This is a genomic window from Halobacillus sp. K22 (genome assembly GCF_052246795.1).
Lineage (GTDB): Bacteria > Bacillota > Bacilli > Bacillales > Halobacillaceae > Halobacillus.
The window spans coordinates 104580-120033 of sequence record NZ_JBQQCN010000005.1; the positions used below are offsets into that span (position 1 = coordinate 104580).

Annotated in this window: 19 protein-coding genes; 9 read left to right on the plus strand and 10 right to left on the minus strand. The window is 43.9% G+C overall.

What is annotated here, in order from left to right:
• Positions 1-142: 142 nt before the first annotated feature.
• Positions 143-553 (plus strand): GNAT family N-acetyltransferase, encoded by a 411-nt coding sequence (locus tag ACTWPM_RS05835; protein ID WP_443132126.1) that lies wholly within the window; start codon positions 143-145, stop codon positions 551-553.
• 21 nt (positions 554-574) lie between these two features.
• Here the strand turns inward: ACTWPM_RS05835 and ACTWPM_RS05840 are convergent, their stop codons facing one another.
• The 10 genes from ACTWPM_RS05840 to sigY all read right to left on the minus strand — a co-directional run bounded on the left by ACTWPM_RS05840 (position 575) and on the right by sigY (position 5634).
• Positions 575-1114, minus strand: coding sequence for a DUF6241 domain-containing protein (locus ACTWPM_RS05840; protein WP_443132127.1), 540 nt, complete (start codon positions 1112-1114; stop codon positions 575-577).
• A gap of 134 nt (positions 1115-1248) precedes the next feature.
• Positions 1249-2019: an SDR family NAD(P)-dependent oxidoreductase gene (locus ACTWPM_RS05845; RefSeq protein ID WP_443132128.1), complete on the minus strand. Its 771-nt coding sequence runs from the start codon at positions 2017-2019 to the stop codon at positions 1249-1251.
• Positions 2020-2162: 143 nt separating this feature from the next.
• The gene (locus ACTWPM_RS05850) at positions 2163-2936 is read right to left on the minus strand and encodes an ABC transporter permease (protein ID WP_443132129.1); all 774 of its coding nucleotides are present in this window, start codon (positions 2934-2936) and stop codon (positions 2163-2165) included.
• The gene (locus ACTWPM_RS05855; protein WP_443132130.1) at positions 2911-3834 is read right to left on the minus strand and encodes an ATP-binding cassette domain-containing protein; all 924 of its coding nucleotides are present in this window, start codon (positions 3832-3834) and stop codon (positions 2911-2913) included. The genes ACTWPM_RS05850 and ACTWPM_RS05855 overlap by 26 nt, the downstream gene beginning before the upstream one ends.
• Before the next feature lie 3 nt (positions 3835-3837).
• The gene (locus ACTWPM_RS05860; RefSeq protein WP_443132131.1) at positions 3838-4059 is read right to left on the minus strand and encodes a PLD nuclease N-terminal domain-containing protein; all 222 of its coding nucleotides are present in this window, start codon (positions 4057-4059) and stop codon (positions 3838-3840) included.
• Positions 4060-4074: 15 nt separating this feature from the next.
• A complete protein-coding gene (locus ACTWPM_RS05865) occupies positions 4075-4407 on the minus strand; it encodes a YbjQ family protein (protein ID WP_443132132.1) in 333 nt (110 codons plus the stop codon).
• Positions 4388-4582 (minus strand): hypothetical protein, encoded by a 195-nt coding sequence (locus ACTWPM_RS05870; RefSeq protein ID WP_443132133.1) that lies wholly within the window; start codon positions 4580-4582, stop codon positions 4388-4390. Before ACTWPM_RS05870 ends, ACTWPM_RS05865 begins: the two co-directional genes overlap by 20 nt.
• Positions 4579-4812 carry a sigma-Y antisigma factor component gene (locus ACTWPM_RS05875; protein WP_443132134.1) on the minus strand — a complete coding sequence of 78 codons (234 nt, stop codon included), beginning with the start codon at positions 4810-4812 and terminating at the stop codon, positions 4579-4581. The genes ACTWPM_RS05870 and ACTWPM_RS05875 overlap by 4 nt, the downstream gene beginning before the upstream one ends.
• Entirely contained in the window at positions 4809-5120 is a 312-nt protein-coding gene (locus ACTWPM_RS05880; RefSeq protein ID WP_443132135.1) for a YxlC family protein, read from the minus strand. Before ACTWPM_RS05880 ends, ACTWPM_RS05875 begins: the two co-directional genes overlap by 4 nt.
• Complete coding sequence (gene sigY, locus ACTWPM_RS05885) at positions 5110-5634, minus strand: RNA polymerase sigma factor SigY (RefSeq protein WP_443132136.1); 525 nt, start codon at positions 5632-5634, stop codon at positions 5110-5112. The genes ACTWPM_RS05880 and sigY overlap by 11 nt, the downstream gene beginning before the upstream one ends.
• 1164 nt (positions 5635-6798) lie before the next feature.
• On the opposite strand from sigY, the gene trpE reads away from it, so the two are divergent.
• The 8 genes from trpE to ACTWPM_RS05925 all read left to right on the plus strand — a co-directional run bounded on the left by trpE (position 6799) and on the right by ACTWPM_RS05925 (position 15091).
• On the plus strand, positions 6799-8307 hold the full coding sequence (gene trpE / locus ACTWPM_RS05890; protein ID WP_443132137.1) for an anthranilate synthase component I: 1509 nt from the start codon (positions 6799-6801) through the stop codon (positions 8305-8307).
• The gene (gene trpD, locus ACTWPM_RS05895) at positions 8304-9326 is read left to right on the plus strand and encodes an anthranilate phosphoribosyltransferase (protein ID WP_443132138.1); all 1023 of its coding nucleotides are present in this window, start codon (positions 8304-8306) and stop codon (positions 9324-9326) included. The genes trpE and trpD overlap by 4 nt, the downstream gene beginning before the upstream one ends.
• Complete coding sequence (gene trpC, locus ACTWPM_RS05900) at positions 9319-10083, plus strand: indole-3-glycerol phosphate synthase TrpC (RefSeq protein WP_443132139.1); 765 nt, start codon at positions 9319-9321, stop codon at positions 10081-10083. Before trpD ends, trpC begins: the two co-directional genes overlap by 8 nt.
• A complete protein-coding gene (locus ACTWPM_RS05905; RefSeq protein WP_443132140.1) occupies positions 10080-10742 on the plus strand; it encodes a phosphoribosylanthranilate isomerase in 663 nt (220 codons plus the stop codon). Before trpC ends, ACTWPM_RS05905 begins: the two co-directional genes overlap by 4 nt.
• Positions 10717-11910, plus strand: a complete 1194-nt coding sequence (gene trpB, locus ACTWPM_RS05910; protein ID WP_443132141.1) for a tryptophan synthase subunit beta — start codon at positions 10717-10719, stop codon at positions 11908-11910. Before ACTWPM_RS05905 ends, trpB begins: the two co-directional genes overlap by 26 nt.
• 1 nt (position 11911) lies before the next feature.
• Positions 11912-12712, plus strand: coding sequence for a tryptophan synthase subunit alpha (gene trpA / locus ACTWPM_RS05915; protein ID WP_443132142.1), 801 nt, complete (start codon positions 11912-11914; stop codon positions 12710-12712).
• Positions 12713-12740: 28 nt separating this feature from the next.
• Positions 12741-13322 carry an anthranilate synthase component II gene (locus ACTWPM_RS05920; RefSeq protein ID WP_443132143.1) on the plus strand — a complete coding sequence of 194 codons (582 nt, stop codon included), beginning with the start codon at positions 12741-12743 and terminating at the stop codon, positions 13320-13322.
• Positions 13323-13678: 356 nt separating this feature from the next.
• The gene (locus ACTWPM_RS05925; RefSeq protein WP_443132144.1) at positions 13679-15091 is read left to right on the plus strand and encodes a sodium:solute symporter family protein; all 1413 of its coding nucleotides are present in this window, start codon (positions 13679-13681) and stop codon (positions 15089-15091) included.
• Positions 15092-15454 lie beyond the last annotated feature (363 nt).

The window sequence follows — 15454 nt, forward strand, 5'->3', positions numbered from 1 at the left end:
CCCTATAATTTTAGCACAAAAGTATTATGGATTGGATAGGGTTTCTAGTTTGTAGGTGATCCATTAAGGGAACTTGCCCTACAAAGAGAATAGACGGCGACGAAAGAGTGAGGGGCAACTCAACAGGAAAGGATGATTTTGAATGACCGTTCAAATAAGATCATTTTTAGAAAAGGATTTTCACGACATCCAGCAATTAAATGAGAAAGAAGGATGGAGCGGACTGGTTGAAAGAAATGAAGAAACTCGTTGTTCCTGGTTGAATTCAGAACCTGCTCTTGTAGCGGAAGAAGCTGGAGAGGTAGTAGGCTATCTGCGCGGGCTCACAGATGGAGCAGTGACACTCTATATTTGTGAGGTTCTTATTAAAGAAAGTCACCGTAATAAGGGGATTAGTGAGCAGCTTGTACGGACCGCTCATGAGTGTTATCCAAGTACCCGAGTAGAGATGCTTGCTACAACCTCTTCCCATGAATATTACGAAAACCGTGGGTATCGTTCGTTTTATGGATTTAGAAAATCATCAGAAGAAATGAAAAACGTTCAGAGCTGAGGCTCTGAGCGTTTTTTAGATTTATTTTTTTCCTTCTATATAATCTTTCTCTTCGGTCGGAGAGAGGATGCCGGTGGCTTTTCCAATCGTTCCATTCTGTAAATTCCAAATGGCATTATGATCCTCATCTATTGTAGAGAAGTTTCCTTCTTCCCATTTGACCAGAATATTCTTGTACACCTGCTTATGTTCAACGTCTGCCTGTTCAAGCCCTTTAAGCAGCCAGCTTATTCGTTCAGGATGGATTTCATAGAATCCCCACTTTTTAGAAGCTTTTACTTTTTGGTGAGACATTCCATGTATATACTCCTTATAATGATAGTCCGTCAACTCCTCAGCAGGGGTGTCCTTTCCAAATGGATTTTTACCTGCTTCTTTATAACTATCCAACTCTTCCTCTGATATGGCTCCTGTAATTACTTCTTCCGCTTGACGCAGAGCCTCTGGGGAGATGTCTTTATTATCCTCAGCTGCTGTTAAAACATATTTTTGGACTGCCCATACTCCAGCACCTGCAAGCAGGAGAGTTACTAATAAGGTGTAACCCATTATTTTTTTCAAAATTGGCCCCCCTCCTCATCTTTTCTTCAAGAAATGAACATGATCTTCCAATTATACACAAAAAGGAGCAAACTTTGAAGTTTGCTCCTTGCTTTTTTGAGGATAAAGATGTATACCTTAGTCACTCGCAGTGACTATTGATCCATATAATGAGCCAGTTTAGCTGCTGTAGAACGGGGGACGAATTTAGAAGCATAGGCCATAGACTGGTTGGCCGCTCCTGGAACGATCACTCTTTTTCCTTTCACGAAACCAAGAAAGCCGGCTTTCGCTACATTAACAGGAGACATCGTACTCTTGACCAATTTTGTGTGCTCAGCTTTAGCCGTTTTGAAGAAGTTTGTATCGGTTGCTCCAGGACAAAGGGTGGAAACGGTAATACCTGTGCCGCGCAGTTCTTCTACCAGGGCTTCAGAGAATGATAAAACGTAGGCTTTTGAGGCATAGTACACAGCCATCTTAGGTCCCGGTTGGAAAGCAGCAGTACTGGCGACATTAATGACTCCTTTTGGTATATCGAAAAGTGGGGCTCTTTTAATATCCTGTAAGAATAAATGAGTCAATTCAGTGAGGGTGTTCACATTAACTTGAAGCATTTTCTGCTGGTCGAGAAGAGGAAGTTCATCAAATTGACCGTTTAATCCAAACCCAGCATTATTCACTAGCACTTCCACTGTAAGACCAAGTTCTTTTACTTTACTATAGAGAACTTCTGCAGATCCAGGTTCAGATAGGTCATGAGGAATGATCGTAACGGGGTGTCCACCCAACTCATCTTTCAGTTGTATCAGTTTATCTTCAGATCGGGCGACAACAATTAGATTATATCCTGATTTAGCAAACAGACGGGCAAATTCATAGCCGATCCCTCCTGAAGCTCCGGTAATTAGCGCGGTTGGTTTCATAATAGATCTCTCCTTCTGCAAAATTTTTTGCTCCCAGTCTATACCCCAACTAGACCGAAGACAATCTTCCACCTTAAGTATATCCAATAATTGGATGACCTGAGGTGGAAGATTGTGGTGGATGTTTTAGGTTATTTAGTTTTTCAGGAGATCTCCTTGTGTTTCAGTGTATAGGTTGCTACTGCTAATAGAAGGATGATTAACAGGGTTGTTATCCCGGCGCTTCCCCACAGGGCGCTGGTCAGATCTCCGGTAATTAAACTATTCCTAAGATGTGAACTGATTAAGGCCGGACTCCATTCCGCGATATGTGAAAAAACATTGCTAAGAAGGTTTAATATGATGACAAGCGAGATCGTGAAGAATAAAACGAGACCAGCTGTTTTACTTAATGTATTCATAAAAATGCTGATGGCAAGTATGAACGTTGTCCATAAGCTATAAAAGAAAACCGTTTGGAATAGGCTTGCCGCTGATACTTCGCCGAATAGTAAATTTACATAATACCAACTGGCTGAAAGAGCGATAAAAATGGATACACAAACAAGTAAGGTATACGCGGCCCACTTGGCTGTAATATACGAATGGTATGCGATTGGTTTTACAAGAACCAGCTCGGCTACACCGCTTTTACGTTCCCCGGAAATTGTGCCCATTGTAATTAAAGCGATAATCAGTACACCCAGGAGATTCAGCTGAGACACACTCATCATGAAAACTTCGGAAGGGGGAGGTTCCGGCATTTCAAAAGTTGCGCCTTCTGGAAGCCCGCCCGTGGCTTCTAGTATTTGAGGGAGATAGTAGGTTGTTAATGGATCCGTAATGGCAAGCAAAATAAAAACAAGAGGAACCCAGATCCATTTAAAATTTCTCCACGATTCCAATAGTTCTTTATTGAATACGGTCAGCCACTGCATAACTTTGCACCACCTTCATAAACAGGTCCTCAAGGGTTGTTCGGCCCATCTCAAATCGGAGGAGCGGCCAGTGTTCCCTCAATGCCAGATTCAAAATGACTTCTCGTGCCCGGACCTGGTCAGTAACGTACACATCAAGAATCTCTTTATTGATTTCTGTACGAGTGACTACTTCTAACTGGTCTAGTTTCTGTCTATAGGTATCGGGATCATAGGCAAATTGAAGAGAAATTTTATCAACCTTGTGCCTTGCTTTTAAGGAAGAAAGCGAACCCGACTCTACAATTTTCCCTTCATGCATGAGAAGGATTTCGTCGCTCGATTCTTCAGCATCATTTAAAATATGTGTGGAATAAAGAATGGTCGTTTCCTTTTTCAATTCTTCCATTAAATTAAGTACATCACGCCGTCCAATCGGGTCTAGGGCGGAAACCGGTTCATCAAGCATCAATACTTCAGGCTGGTGAATCAGCGCCTGAGCTATCCCAAGACGCTGCTTCATCCCCCCGGAATACTTGGAAATCCTTCTATTTCTCACTTCAAATATTCCAACCCTGGTAAGCAGCTGATCCGCACGGACCCCGGCTTCTTTTTTCGAAAGGTGTGCCAATTTACCGGCATACATCAGAAATTCTCTGCCTGTCATCCATGAGTGGAAATGAGGATGCTGAGGAAGGTAGCCGATGTGGGCACGGATATCACCAGAATGTTTTCCGAGCATCTCTACCGTTCCGCTGGAAGGTGAGATTAGTCCAGCCATCATTCGGAGAGCAGTTGTTTTCCCAGCACCGTTTGGTCCGAGAAGGGCAATGCATTTACCGGTGGATAATGTAAAAGAAATATCATCAACCGCACGGTTTTGGTGATAGGTCTTGGATAGATTGTGTACCGTAATCATGGGTCAAAACCTCCTGCCGAAAATAAAGTAAGCGATGGGGCCGAGCGTGTTTATGATTACAATAATTAAAGCCCACATCCATTTAGGTCCGTTCGTTTCTTCTGATCGAACTAAACTGATTAAGGCAGCAATCATAAGGATGATCTGTATGAGGATAAGAGGCGCAATAATAGCTAGATTATCCTCTAAAAATTGTATGGTATCCTGCATCATGAGCATGATCATAAACCTCCTGATATGTTAGTTATTGGCTTTAGCCGGGTTGAGTTTGACAGCTGTTCCATAAGCCATGATCTCTGAAGCGGAACTTGATATACTGGAAGTCTCCAATCGAACTGCAATAATTGCATCTGCTCCTTTGGATTCTCCGTGCTCAATCATCCGCCCGATCGCCTGCTGGCGAGCCTGGTCCATCATGTTGGTATAGTCAGTAATCTCACCGCCAACCAGGTTTTTCAATCCCGCCATAATATCACGGCCAATATGTTTAGATTGTACTGTACTGCCTCTTACAAATCCTTTGACCTCTTCAATCTCATAACCTGGAATAAAATCAGTAGTCACGATAATCATGTTGATCTTCCTCTCTCATTTCTTTTTTCCTTTCAAGAATCAATCCACAAATAATGAGGATTAGAAATAAATATGAACTTAGTATTAAGGCAATTCCTGACGTCAGGTGAAAAAAGAGCAGCCCATATCCCAGCAGCTGAGCGGCTATAGCTATAGTTATCAGCAGCATCTTCATGAATCATCAGGCCCTTCGCCATTCTTTTTCTCATTCCAGACCGTTTTACTCAGGATCAAGTACAAAAGACTTGGCATTGGAAATTGGATCAGTCCTATTATTCCCCATAACCATGGGGCTTTGCCTCTTCTCCTTGCTTTAATGTAAAGGACAGAGCTCTGGGTGATTAATATGATTCCTATTAAGATAAGTCCCCATAATGGGATTTCTTCAGGTCCATAATGCTTCATGATCGCCACGCCACCGTTCTGGAGCTTTCTTTAAGAAAGTAACCGAATAGAACGATAACGGAAACCACTTGTATCCCAATGAATACAAGAGGGGCGTACACCATACTAACGGCTAAGACGCCAAGGCAAATGACAGCCATCACCCAGAGAAGGGCGAGTTCGATCCACAACCTTTTATACCAGGCTTCGGTTTCCTTTTGAACTAAATCAGTAAAGTAAGCAAGGGAAGGCTCCTCAACATCGATCTCTTCATCCATTTGTCGGGCAGTGTTTCGCAGCAGGCTCTCTATGTTCTTGTCATCCTTCATGGTCGCCGAGCTCCTTTCTTAACTGTTTAAGCCCATAATGGACTCTTGATTTCACCGTTCCTGCTTTAACTTTTGTCATCTTGGCTATTTCCTCATAGTCATAGCCGTAGTAATGTTTTAATACAATAGGGATGCGGTACTGGTCTTCCAATTGAAGGAGGGCTTGCTGCACGTCATACCATTCAGCAGGTATGGAATCTGTCAGACCTTCCCGATTTATGCGTGCTACTTCGGATTGTTCATAGGTGAAGGCACGTTTTTGTTTTCGTTTGATGTCCAGGTACGTATGCGTGGCAATCTGGATGAGCCATGATGAGAAGCTGGACTTTCCTTTGTATTGACTGATTTTCTGTATCGCTTTTACGAGCGTCTCTTGAGTTACGTCGTAAGCCAATTGCTCATCGCCACTCATCTTCCACACGTACTTGACAAGAAAGGAGTAATTCTCTTTAAGCCGTTCAGCTAAAAGCTGTTGATCTCCCTGCTCAGCAAGTTGAATGTCTTTAGAATCCATCATCATTCCTCATTTCCGACTTACTTATAAGACGAACAGCCAGCATAATTCGTTCAAATTTTATGTAAAAAATATTCATCCTTTTCTTTTGGCGCTGTTAAACTTCCTTGTTGATTTTAAGTTTAAGCTCCCGTTACTGGAAGCCTCAGTGTCGAGATATTGGTTATGAGGAAGGTCCTGCGGGGGACGATTTCGCTTTCCGCGGGCATGTGCTGAGCCTCCTCAGGCTTCGCCTTCCGGGGTCTCACCGATCATGTTTATCCCGCAGGAGTCTGCATCGTCCCCCTCCGGACCTGGCCGAATCAGAAACTCGAAACCACTTAAGATATCTTCTTGAGGAGCAAAAAGAGCATGTGAATATGAAGCTATTTTCATGCTATTAAGATCTAGAATAGCCTGTCATAGAAGCATTTAAGGCCAGTTAAGAAGGCGAGGATCCTCTCTTCTGGAAGGGTCCGTTATTCTCTCTTGGCTGGGTTGGTGGGGAAGTGGCGAGACTCCCATGGGAGAAGGAAGTAGGTGAGATCCCGCAGGGAGTGAAACGAACGAGGAAGCTCACCGTTCCCCATAGGAAAGCGAGTTATTTCCCCACCAACTTCCCCCTCATATTGTAATGGGCCCAGAACATCTCGAAAATGAGTCTTCCACTAAATGGTCCTATTGCGTAAGAAGGCTCTTATGAAAAATCAATAATAAACTTTAACAGAGCCTTTCTTTTTAAAGGGGGGCTTTAAAAATTTCATGTTGTTTTTCTCAGATAACGTCCCTATTCTGTAAGACTTGATTTAGCGATGTTGGGTTACGGTGGGGGTACAAGCGAGTAGTTTCCTTAGCCAACCTTTCTCTTTTGGTTTGGGGCAACGACCCAAGTTTTCCGGATAACACCCCTTTCCGATGGTTGAAATACCCAATCAAACGCCGGTGGTTGACATTATTGTCTGAATTTTATAGACTATTTAAAAGTGATCAGAATAAAGCATAGTTGAGATGAGAATGAGAGCCGTAGAGTTGAAGTTTCTAGGATGAGCATAGCTGAGTGAGCACAGGGATCAACAGACGAAGGAGCTGGAAGATTGCCTGGCCTTTATAATTATATTTATCATCCTCTTATATTTATCCTCTCAACGTCTCATTCTCCATAAATTTATATGGAGAGGTGAGTCTATGACCACGTACGAAACATTTATTCAGGATGCCCGCGAGCATCACACCATTCCCGTAAGTCAATCCTTTTTCACAGATACGTTAACCCCTATACACATGTTTCATGCGCTTAACGATGAAGCTGTTTATATGCTGGAAAGTCAGGATCCTGAATCACCCTGGTCGAATTATTCTTTCATTGGCTTAGATCCGATGATAGAAATAAAAGAAAACGAGGCTGATTTTGTGATCTCTGATTTTCAAAAAAATACAACTGAATCAGCTGCTACCTTTAAAGAAGCGTTTAACCATGTGGTGAACACCCTGAATGTAAAACCTGCGGATGTACCACTTCCTTTTAAAGGAGGAGGAGTCGGATACATCAGCTACGATGCTATTTCCGATTACGAACCTGTTCCGCGTGCCATTCAGGACGAATTGGCTTTATCTAATTATCATTTATTATTTTGCCAGACGCTTATTGCGTATCATCATAAAACTAAGGAAGTAACGATTTTAACGTATGCGCGAGTGGATAACGAATCGCTTTCTTCTACTATATATGAACAATCCAGACAGCGAATTAAAAAAGTACAGCAGCGGTTAATGAACCATCAGGGTCTCCCGGATTTAATGCTTGCTGGTGATCTGGAAGAGAATGCGGGTGTTGAACTCGCCAGCAATTACCATCCTGATAAGTTCAAAAGCGATGTAGAAAAAATTAAAGAATACATCCGTGCCGGGGATATCTTTCAAGCCGTGTTATCTCAGCGGTTTCACACAGTAACAGAACGGAGCGGCTTTGAGTTGTACCGCGTATTAAGAAACGTTAACCCTTCTCCTTATATGTTCTTTCTGAAATTTAATGACGTAGAAGTGATCGGGAGTTCTCCTGAGCGTTTACTGGAAGTGCAGGAAGGGAAACTTGAAATTCACCCGATCGCAGGAACAAGAAAGCGAGGCACAACCCAGGAAGAAGATGATGCTCTCGCCGAAGAACTTTTGGCAGACGAAAAAGAGCTGGCGGAACACCGCATGCTTGTGGATCTTGCCCGCAATGATATCGGACGTGTAGCTGAATTTGGTTCTGTCGATGTAACCGAATATATGACCATCGGACGATTTTCAAAAGTTATGCACATCATCAGTAAGGTCGTAGGACAGCTGAGATCAGACATTTCACCGATTGATGCTGTAAGTTCAGCCTTCCCGGCAGGGACGTTATCCGGAGCTCCTAAAGTGCGGGCGATGCAGATTCTTAGGGAACTGGAGCCCACCCCGCGCAACTTATACGGCGGCGGAATCTTATATTTCGGCTTCGATGGCAACATCGATTCCTGCATTACGATCCGGACGATGACTCTGGTCGGAAAAGATCTTTATATCCAGGCAGGCGCCGGGATCGTTGCTGACTCAGACCCAGAGACGGAATTTCAGGAAACGTTAAGTAAAGCAAGTGCCCTTAAGAGAACGATTCAAATAGCTGAGCAAGTATTCGAGACGAGCAGAGAAGGAGTGGAGTATAAATGAACGACATCTTAAAACGAGTAGTATCCGGAGAAACCTTATCTGAGCAGGAAGCTTTTGCTACCATGGACGCCATCATGAAGGGAGAAGCGACAACTGGACAGCTAATGAGTATGCTGAGCGTGATGAGCTACCGCGGGGAGACAGTTAATGAGATGACCGGCTTTGTCCAGGCGATGCGGGAGAACATGACCAAGCTTGATGTCCAGGATGATTCGGTCGTAGATACGTGCGGTACAGGAGGCGATGGAGCTTCTACGTTCAATATTTCTACCGCTGTTTCTATTGTCCTTGCAAGTATGGGCGTGAAAGTGGCGAAACACGGCAACCGTAAAGTATCCTCCAGAAGCGGCAGTGCCGATGTGCTGGAAACGCTCGGGATACCGATTGATACAACTCCTGAAGAAGGAGTTAAAGCTCTTCATGAAAAAGGGATGACGTTTATGTTCGCTCCTCTATATCACCAGGCGATGAAACATGCTGGTCCTGCCCGTAAAGAACTTGGTTTCCGTACCGTTTTTAATCTTCTTGGACCGATGTCCAACCCAGCGAATGCACGCCGTCAGCTAATCGGTATTTATGACACAGCCTATGCTGAGAAAATGGCCGAAGCGTTGTACAACCTTGGTTCGAAACATGTATTGTTAGCTACTGGCCGTGATGGCTTAGATGAAATAACTGTAACAGGAATTACCGACCTGGTGGAACTGAAAGACGGTGTAATCAGCCGTACTACGGTTGCGCCGGAGGACCTCGGTCTTACAAGGGGTAAACTTGAAGACATTCAAATTGAAAAAACAGAACAAAGTGCAGCGATGATTGAGGCGGTCATGCTGGGTAACGCGAACGATAGTGCCACTACGATCGTGACCATGAACGCAGCAGCCGGTCTTTATGTAGCAGGAAAAGCAGAAAACCTTCGTGAGGGTGTTAAACAAGTTCAAGAGGCCATCGAGACAGGAGTGACCCGTCGTTACTTTGAGTCGATAGCAGTGGAAAGGGAGGATCGCCAGTATGCTTGATACCATTCTAGCCGTGAAGCGCCAAGAGGTGGAACGCCTCTTTTTACCGGAAGAACAATCATTTACGAGCTATTCACTAAAGAAATCCTTGAAAAATTCTCCTCATTTAGCAGGACTGATTGCAGAGGTGAAAAAGGCATCTCCGTCTAAAGGAATCATCCGCGAAGATTTCAATCCTGTACGAATCGGCCATGAATACAATCAGGCCGGTGTTCAGGCGATTTCTGTATTAACAGATCAACATTTTTTCCAGGGACATCGAGATTTTTTGACGGATATCAAAAAAGTGGTGGACGTTCCTGTTTTACGAAAGGACTTTATTATAGACTCTATGCAAATCGCTGAGAGTGCCTACATTGGGGCGGACGCCGTGTTGTTGATCGGCGAAGCACTGGAAGCAGAGAAGCTTCACGAACTTTATTTGCAGGCGCATGATCTAGGCATGGAAGCCTTAGTTGAAGTGCATAGTGAAGAAACACTGGAAAAGGTATTGAAGGAATTCACCCCGGAAATTCTTGGCGTGAACAATCGTAACCTTCACACGTTTGAAACGAAGCTTTCTCAGACGAAAAGGATGGCGGAGCATGCCCCTAAAGAATCCCTTCTTGTTTCTGAAAGCGGAATTTTCACAAATGAAGATTTACGTGAGGTGGTCAGCTACGGAGCTGAAGGAGTGCTGGTCGGAGAATCGCTTATGAAGCAGGCGGACATTAAGAAAGGCGTTCATGATTTAATGACGGGAGTCAATGTGCTATGAAGGAGCCCATCGTTAAATTCTGCGGCAACCGCTCCTTATCCGATTTGAGCAAGACCACATCCTCCAACGCCACTCATGTCGGGTTTATTTTCGTTAGAAAAACGAAACGTTACGTACGCCCTGAGCTGGTCGGACGCTGGGTGAGACAGATTCGCCCGAAGCAGAAGCTTGTCGGGGTGTTCATCGACCCGAGCATTGAAGAAATCGAGGAAGTTCTTCATTTTGTACCGTTGGATGTCATCCAGCTGCATGGAAATGAAAAGGTTTCTGATCTGTTAAAAATAAAAGAATCATTCGGCCTTCCCGTATGGAAGGTCATCCATCACCAGCAGAACGGGAAAAACCAAATGGAGGTTTTCCAGGGAGTAGCGGACGGCTATCTGATTGATTCAAAGGTGAAGGGCGTCTCAGGCGGTACAGGCATCCGGTTTGACTGGGAAGCGATTCCTGAATACCGTGATTTAGCTTTTGAACAAGGAGTTCCTTGTCTGATTGCCGGAGGAGTGACACCGGAAAATGTGGCAGAATTGCTGGAGTATCGTCCGGAAGGCATCGACATTTCAAGCGGTATCGAAACAGACGAACAAAAAGATCTAAGTAAAATACAAGCGATTACGAAAGAGGTGGAGCGGAATGTTGCAAGTATTTCCAGACGTTAAAGGCAGATTCGGTGACTTTGGAGGCAAATATGTACCTGAGACATTAATGGGACCTCTTCAGGAACTGGAAGATGCTCTTGATCAAGCCATGGAAGATCAGGCTTTTCACGATGAATACCATCATGTACTTGAAGAGTATGCCGGTCGTCCAACTGCTCTCACGTTTGCTGATAAAATTAGTGATAATCTAGGCGGTGCCAGGATTTATCTGAAGCGTGAAGATTTGAACCATACAGGAGCTCATAAATTGAACAACGCGATTGGCCAGGCACTTCTTGCCAAACGAATGGGCAAAGGAAAAATTATTGCAGAAACAGGTGCCGGCCAGCACGGAGTGGCGTCTGCGACCGTAGCTGCTAAGTTCGGGCTGAAGTGTAAAGTGTTCATGGGTGAAGAAGATATTCGCCGTCAGGAATTAAATGTATTCCGCATGAAGCTTCTTGGAGCGGAAGTAGTCTCTGTTTCAAGCGGCAATGGAACGCTGAAAGATGCTACAAATGAAGCGATCCGCTATTGGGTTGCCAATTGTGAAGACCACTTTTATCTAATTGGTTCTGTGGTTGGTCCTCACCCTTACCCTCGTATGGTCCGTGATTTCCAGCGTGTCATCGGGGACGAATCGAAGAAACAGTTCCTTGAAGTTGAGCAGGAGCTGCCCAACCGCATTTACGCTTGTGTAGGCGGAGGAAGTAATGCGATGGGTATGTTCTATCCGTTTCTTGAAGATGACGCGGAACTGATCGGCGTAGAAGCTGCCGGACGCGGAATTGACACGTCTGAACATGCCGCAACTCTTACCAAGGGTGCGCCTGGCGTCATTCACGGCTCCCTCACGTATTTAATGCAGGATGAAAATGGGCAGATCACTGAACCTTACTCCATTTCTGCCGGTCTCGACTACCCGGGCATAGGGCCAGAACACGCCCACCTATTCCAGACCAAAAGAGTCCGGTATGAATCTATTACGGACAAAGAAGCATTAGAAGCTCTTCGTCTGTTAACGGAGCGGGAAGGAATTATTCCGGCCATCGAAACAGCTCATGCGCTCGCGCAGGCCTTCAAGGAAGCTGGCAGCATGTCTCAAGATGAAACCATTTTAATCAACCTGTCCGGTCGTGGAGATAAAGACATGGCTACGCTGATGGAACATTTCGAGGAGGAGGTTTAGTATGCTGACGAAGACATCGTTTCAAGGTAAATTAAATAAAACGGAAAACTTGTTCATCCCCTTTCTCGTAGCAGGGGACCCCAATCCGTCCATGACGATCGCGTTCGCGCTTCGTCTTCAGCAGCAGGGTGCCGACGTCTTGGAACTCGGTGTACCTTACTCCGATCCTCTTGCAGACGGGCCAACGATTCAGCGGGCAGCAAGACGAGCACTTGATGCAGGAATGTCACTTAAAAAGGCAATTGAACTTGTCCCACAGCTTCGCAAACACGGTCTTACCATTCCAGTCGTTATTTTCACCTATTACAATCCAGTTTTAAGACTCGGCCACGATCAGTTTTTCGAATTACTTGAAGAAAACGGAGTCGAAGGCGTGCTCATTCCAGATCTTCCTTTTGAAGAAAGTGAAGAGATTCGAGATCAGGCAGAATCCAAAGACATTGAATTTATCTCTCTGGTAGCTCCAAACTCTGAGAAGCGAATCAAGCAGATTGCTGAAAACGCGAAAGGCTTTCTATACTGTGTGTCCACGCTTGGGGTAACGGGCGGAGAAAACACAATGACAGGAGAATCGCTGGCTTTTATTAAAAAAGTGAAAGAATACAGTCCGGTACCTGTCGCAGTAGGCTTTGGCGTTTCCACCAATGAGGATGTAAAAGTTGTACGTGAACATGCGGACGGTGTCATTATTGGCAGTAAAATTATTCGTTTAATAGAAAACGAGCTTGATAAAATAAACAGCGGTGAAAAAAGTGGAGCACTTAAGAGCTTTTCCAACAGCATTGCTGAACTCGTTAAGTAAACGAAGGAGCGGAGAGGGGTTGAGCTGAGTGATTTACATGATTGATCATTATGATTCGTTTACCTACAACCTGGTCCAGTATTTAGGAGAGCTCGGTGAAGAGGTTATTGTCAGACGTAATGATGAAATCGATATAGCAGAGATAGAAGCAGTAGAGCCAGATTTGATTTTTCTATCACCGGGGCCTTGCTCTCCGGATGAAACGGGGCAGACACTTGAGGTCATCGATTACTTTAAAGGCAGAACGCCTATCTTTGGCGTTTGCCTTGGCCATCAGGCGATTGCCCAGGTATTTGGTGGAAAGGTTGTACGTGCGGACAGGCTAATGCACGGAAAGTCTTCCACAATTTTTCACGGGGGCCGTGGGATTTATGAGGGATTAAACAATCCTATGGAAGTCATGCGCTACCATTCTCTTATTGTGGATGGAGAAGGTCTTCCAGAATGTCTGGAAATAACCGCCACTACAATAGAAGGGGAAATTATGGGCTTGCGTCATTTAGAATACCCTATTGAGGGGGTCCAATTTCACCCTGAATCGATTGGTACCAATGACGGCAAGCAATTATTGAAAAATTTACTGGAAAATCGTATAAAAGCGCTGATTTAAGAGGAAGCGGGTGTCTACTTCATAGATATCCGCTTCTTTTTATAGTACTATTGAATCATTTTAAAAATAGATTTTATTGTGATTTTGCTTCATTAATTAGAAATTTCATAAAAATCATACAAATTTTTCATCCTATGGCGTTATCGCTTTCATACTAGATTGTGAAAATATTCCATCCGTAAAAATTGGCTTAAAATGGCTCTAAAGCCATATGAAATTGCTATTTTCACAATCTTTTAAAGTGTGATAAATTAAATATCGTTGTGTTCAGAGAGCGCTTAACTCATCGGCCGATGCAATAAAGACGACTCAGCAAAGAACCAGCAATTCAAACATCAGGAGCTGATTGAGTAGTTATGGAATTACAGCAAAATCCGAATTTATTATGGTTCATTGTTATATATGGTTTAATTATGGTTGGCATCGGCATTTTTATGTCCAAAAAAGTAGCCGGCAGTGAAGATTTCGTCTTAGCAGGGAAGAGCCTTGGACCCTTTGTTTTAATGGGAACCCTGCTTGCTACCTGGACAGGCAGTGGAAGTATTTCTGGTGGAGAAACATCGATGGCTTTCAGTTACGGAATTCTTCCATCTTTGATGATGATGCTCCCAACGTTAGTCGGTATTATTATTCTCTATGTTGTTGCTCCCAAAATCCGTGCGTATGGAAAGTATACGGTATCAGGAATTCTGGAAGCAAAATACGGACGAACTTCCCGTAACATTGCGAGTGTCATTATCATTCTTGCCTATGTAGGTATCGTATCTTATCAGATGAAAGGTTTTGGGTTTATACTTAATTTAACCACTGGGATGAGTGTGCAGACCGGGACTATAATCGGTGCAGCTATGATTATCTTTTTAGCTATGATCGGTGGTCTGCGTTCGGTTTCACAGACAGATGCCATCAGTGGTTTCCTCATGGTCGGTGGACTGATCATAACGGTGCCGACGATCATCGCCGTCGCAGGCGGATGGAGTGAAATTGTCGCAAATGTTCCTGAAGCACATATGAGTTCTACAGGCGGGTTAACGACTATCCAAATGATCGGGTATTTACTGCCGTCTCTATTCTTATTATTAGGTGACCAGAATATGTACCAGCGGCTCGCCTCTTCCAAAGGGGACAAATCAGCTAAACGCGCACAACTTGGCTGGCTAATTGCGATGCTTGTGATTTCGCCCTCGATTTCATTGATCGCCTTTGCGTCCCGTTCTTTATTTCCAAATATCGACCCAGGTATGGCCCTGATGGCTACAACAGTAGCTATGCCAATGGCCATTGGCGGAATACTGCTTGCTGCTGCCGCGTCCTTTATCATCACAACAGGTAACTCTTATCTTTTGTCTGCAGCTACCAACTTAACGTATGATCTCTATGGAAAATACGTAAACAAGGATGCTTCGGATAAAAAGCTGTTGTCGATGACACGGATCTTTATCGCAGCACTAGGAATTTTCTCTTATCTCCTTATCAGTTATTTCCCAACTGTCCTAAGCGTTCAGATGTATGCGTATACGGTGTACGGAGCAGGACTGACGCCTGCTGTTCTGGCCGTGTTCTTCTGGAAACGTGTAAACGCAGTAGGAGGCGTATCTTCAATGGTGGCAGGAGTTGTAGCCACCCTTACATGGGAAATCATCTTGCAAAAGCCGTTTGAGGTCAATAGTGTGGTTGTGGCTGTGCCAGTAGCTGTGATTGTACTGATTGTTGCGACTTTATTAACGACGAACAATTATCAAACGCACAGTGTTACTTCTAATGCTTAAAAATATAAAGCTTAAGACTGTCGGGACGTTCTCGACAGTCTTTTTAATTTTCACGCGGCAATGTCGAGACCAAAAACTAACGTGATTCAGGGCAGATAAACATTTAAAGTTATCAGTCACTGAAAGACATTGGACGAAGGAAGTTCGATTTTAGAAAGCAATGAATCGTGAAGAAAGATACTCAATTAAGAACAAAAATATAAGTTAATAGTAGTAAAAAATATCTTTTGATGGTAAAATATGTCTTATACATAGAGATTAGGGGACTTTAAATAGGTCCATAGATATAAAATAAAGGTGCAAAACCTAGTAATATCGTTTATTAGGAGGAAGTGTTACACATACGTAATTACTATTCATTAT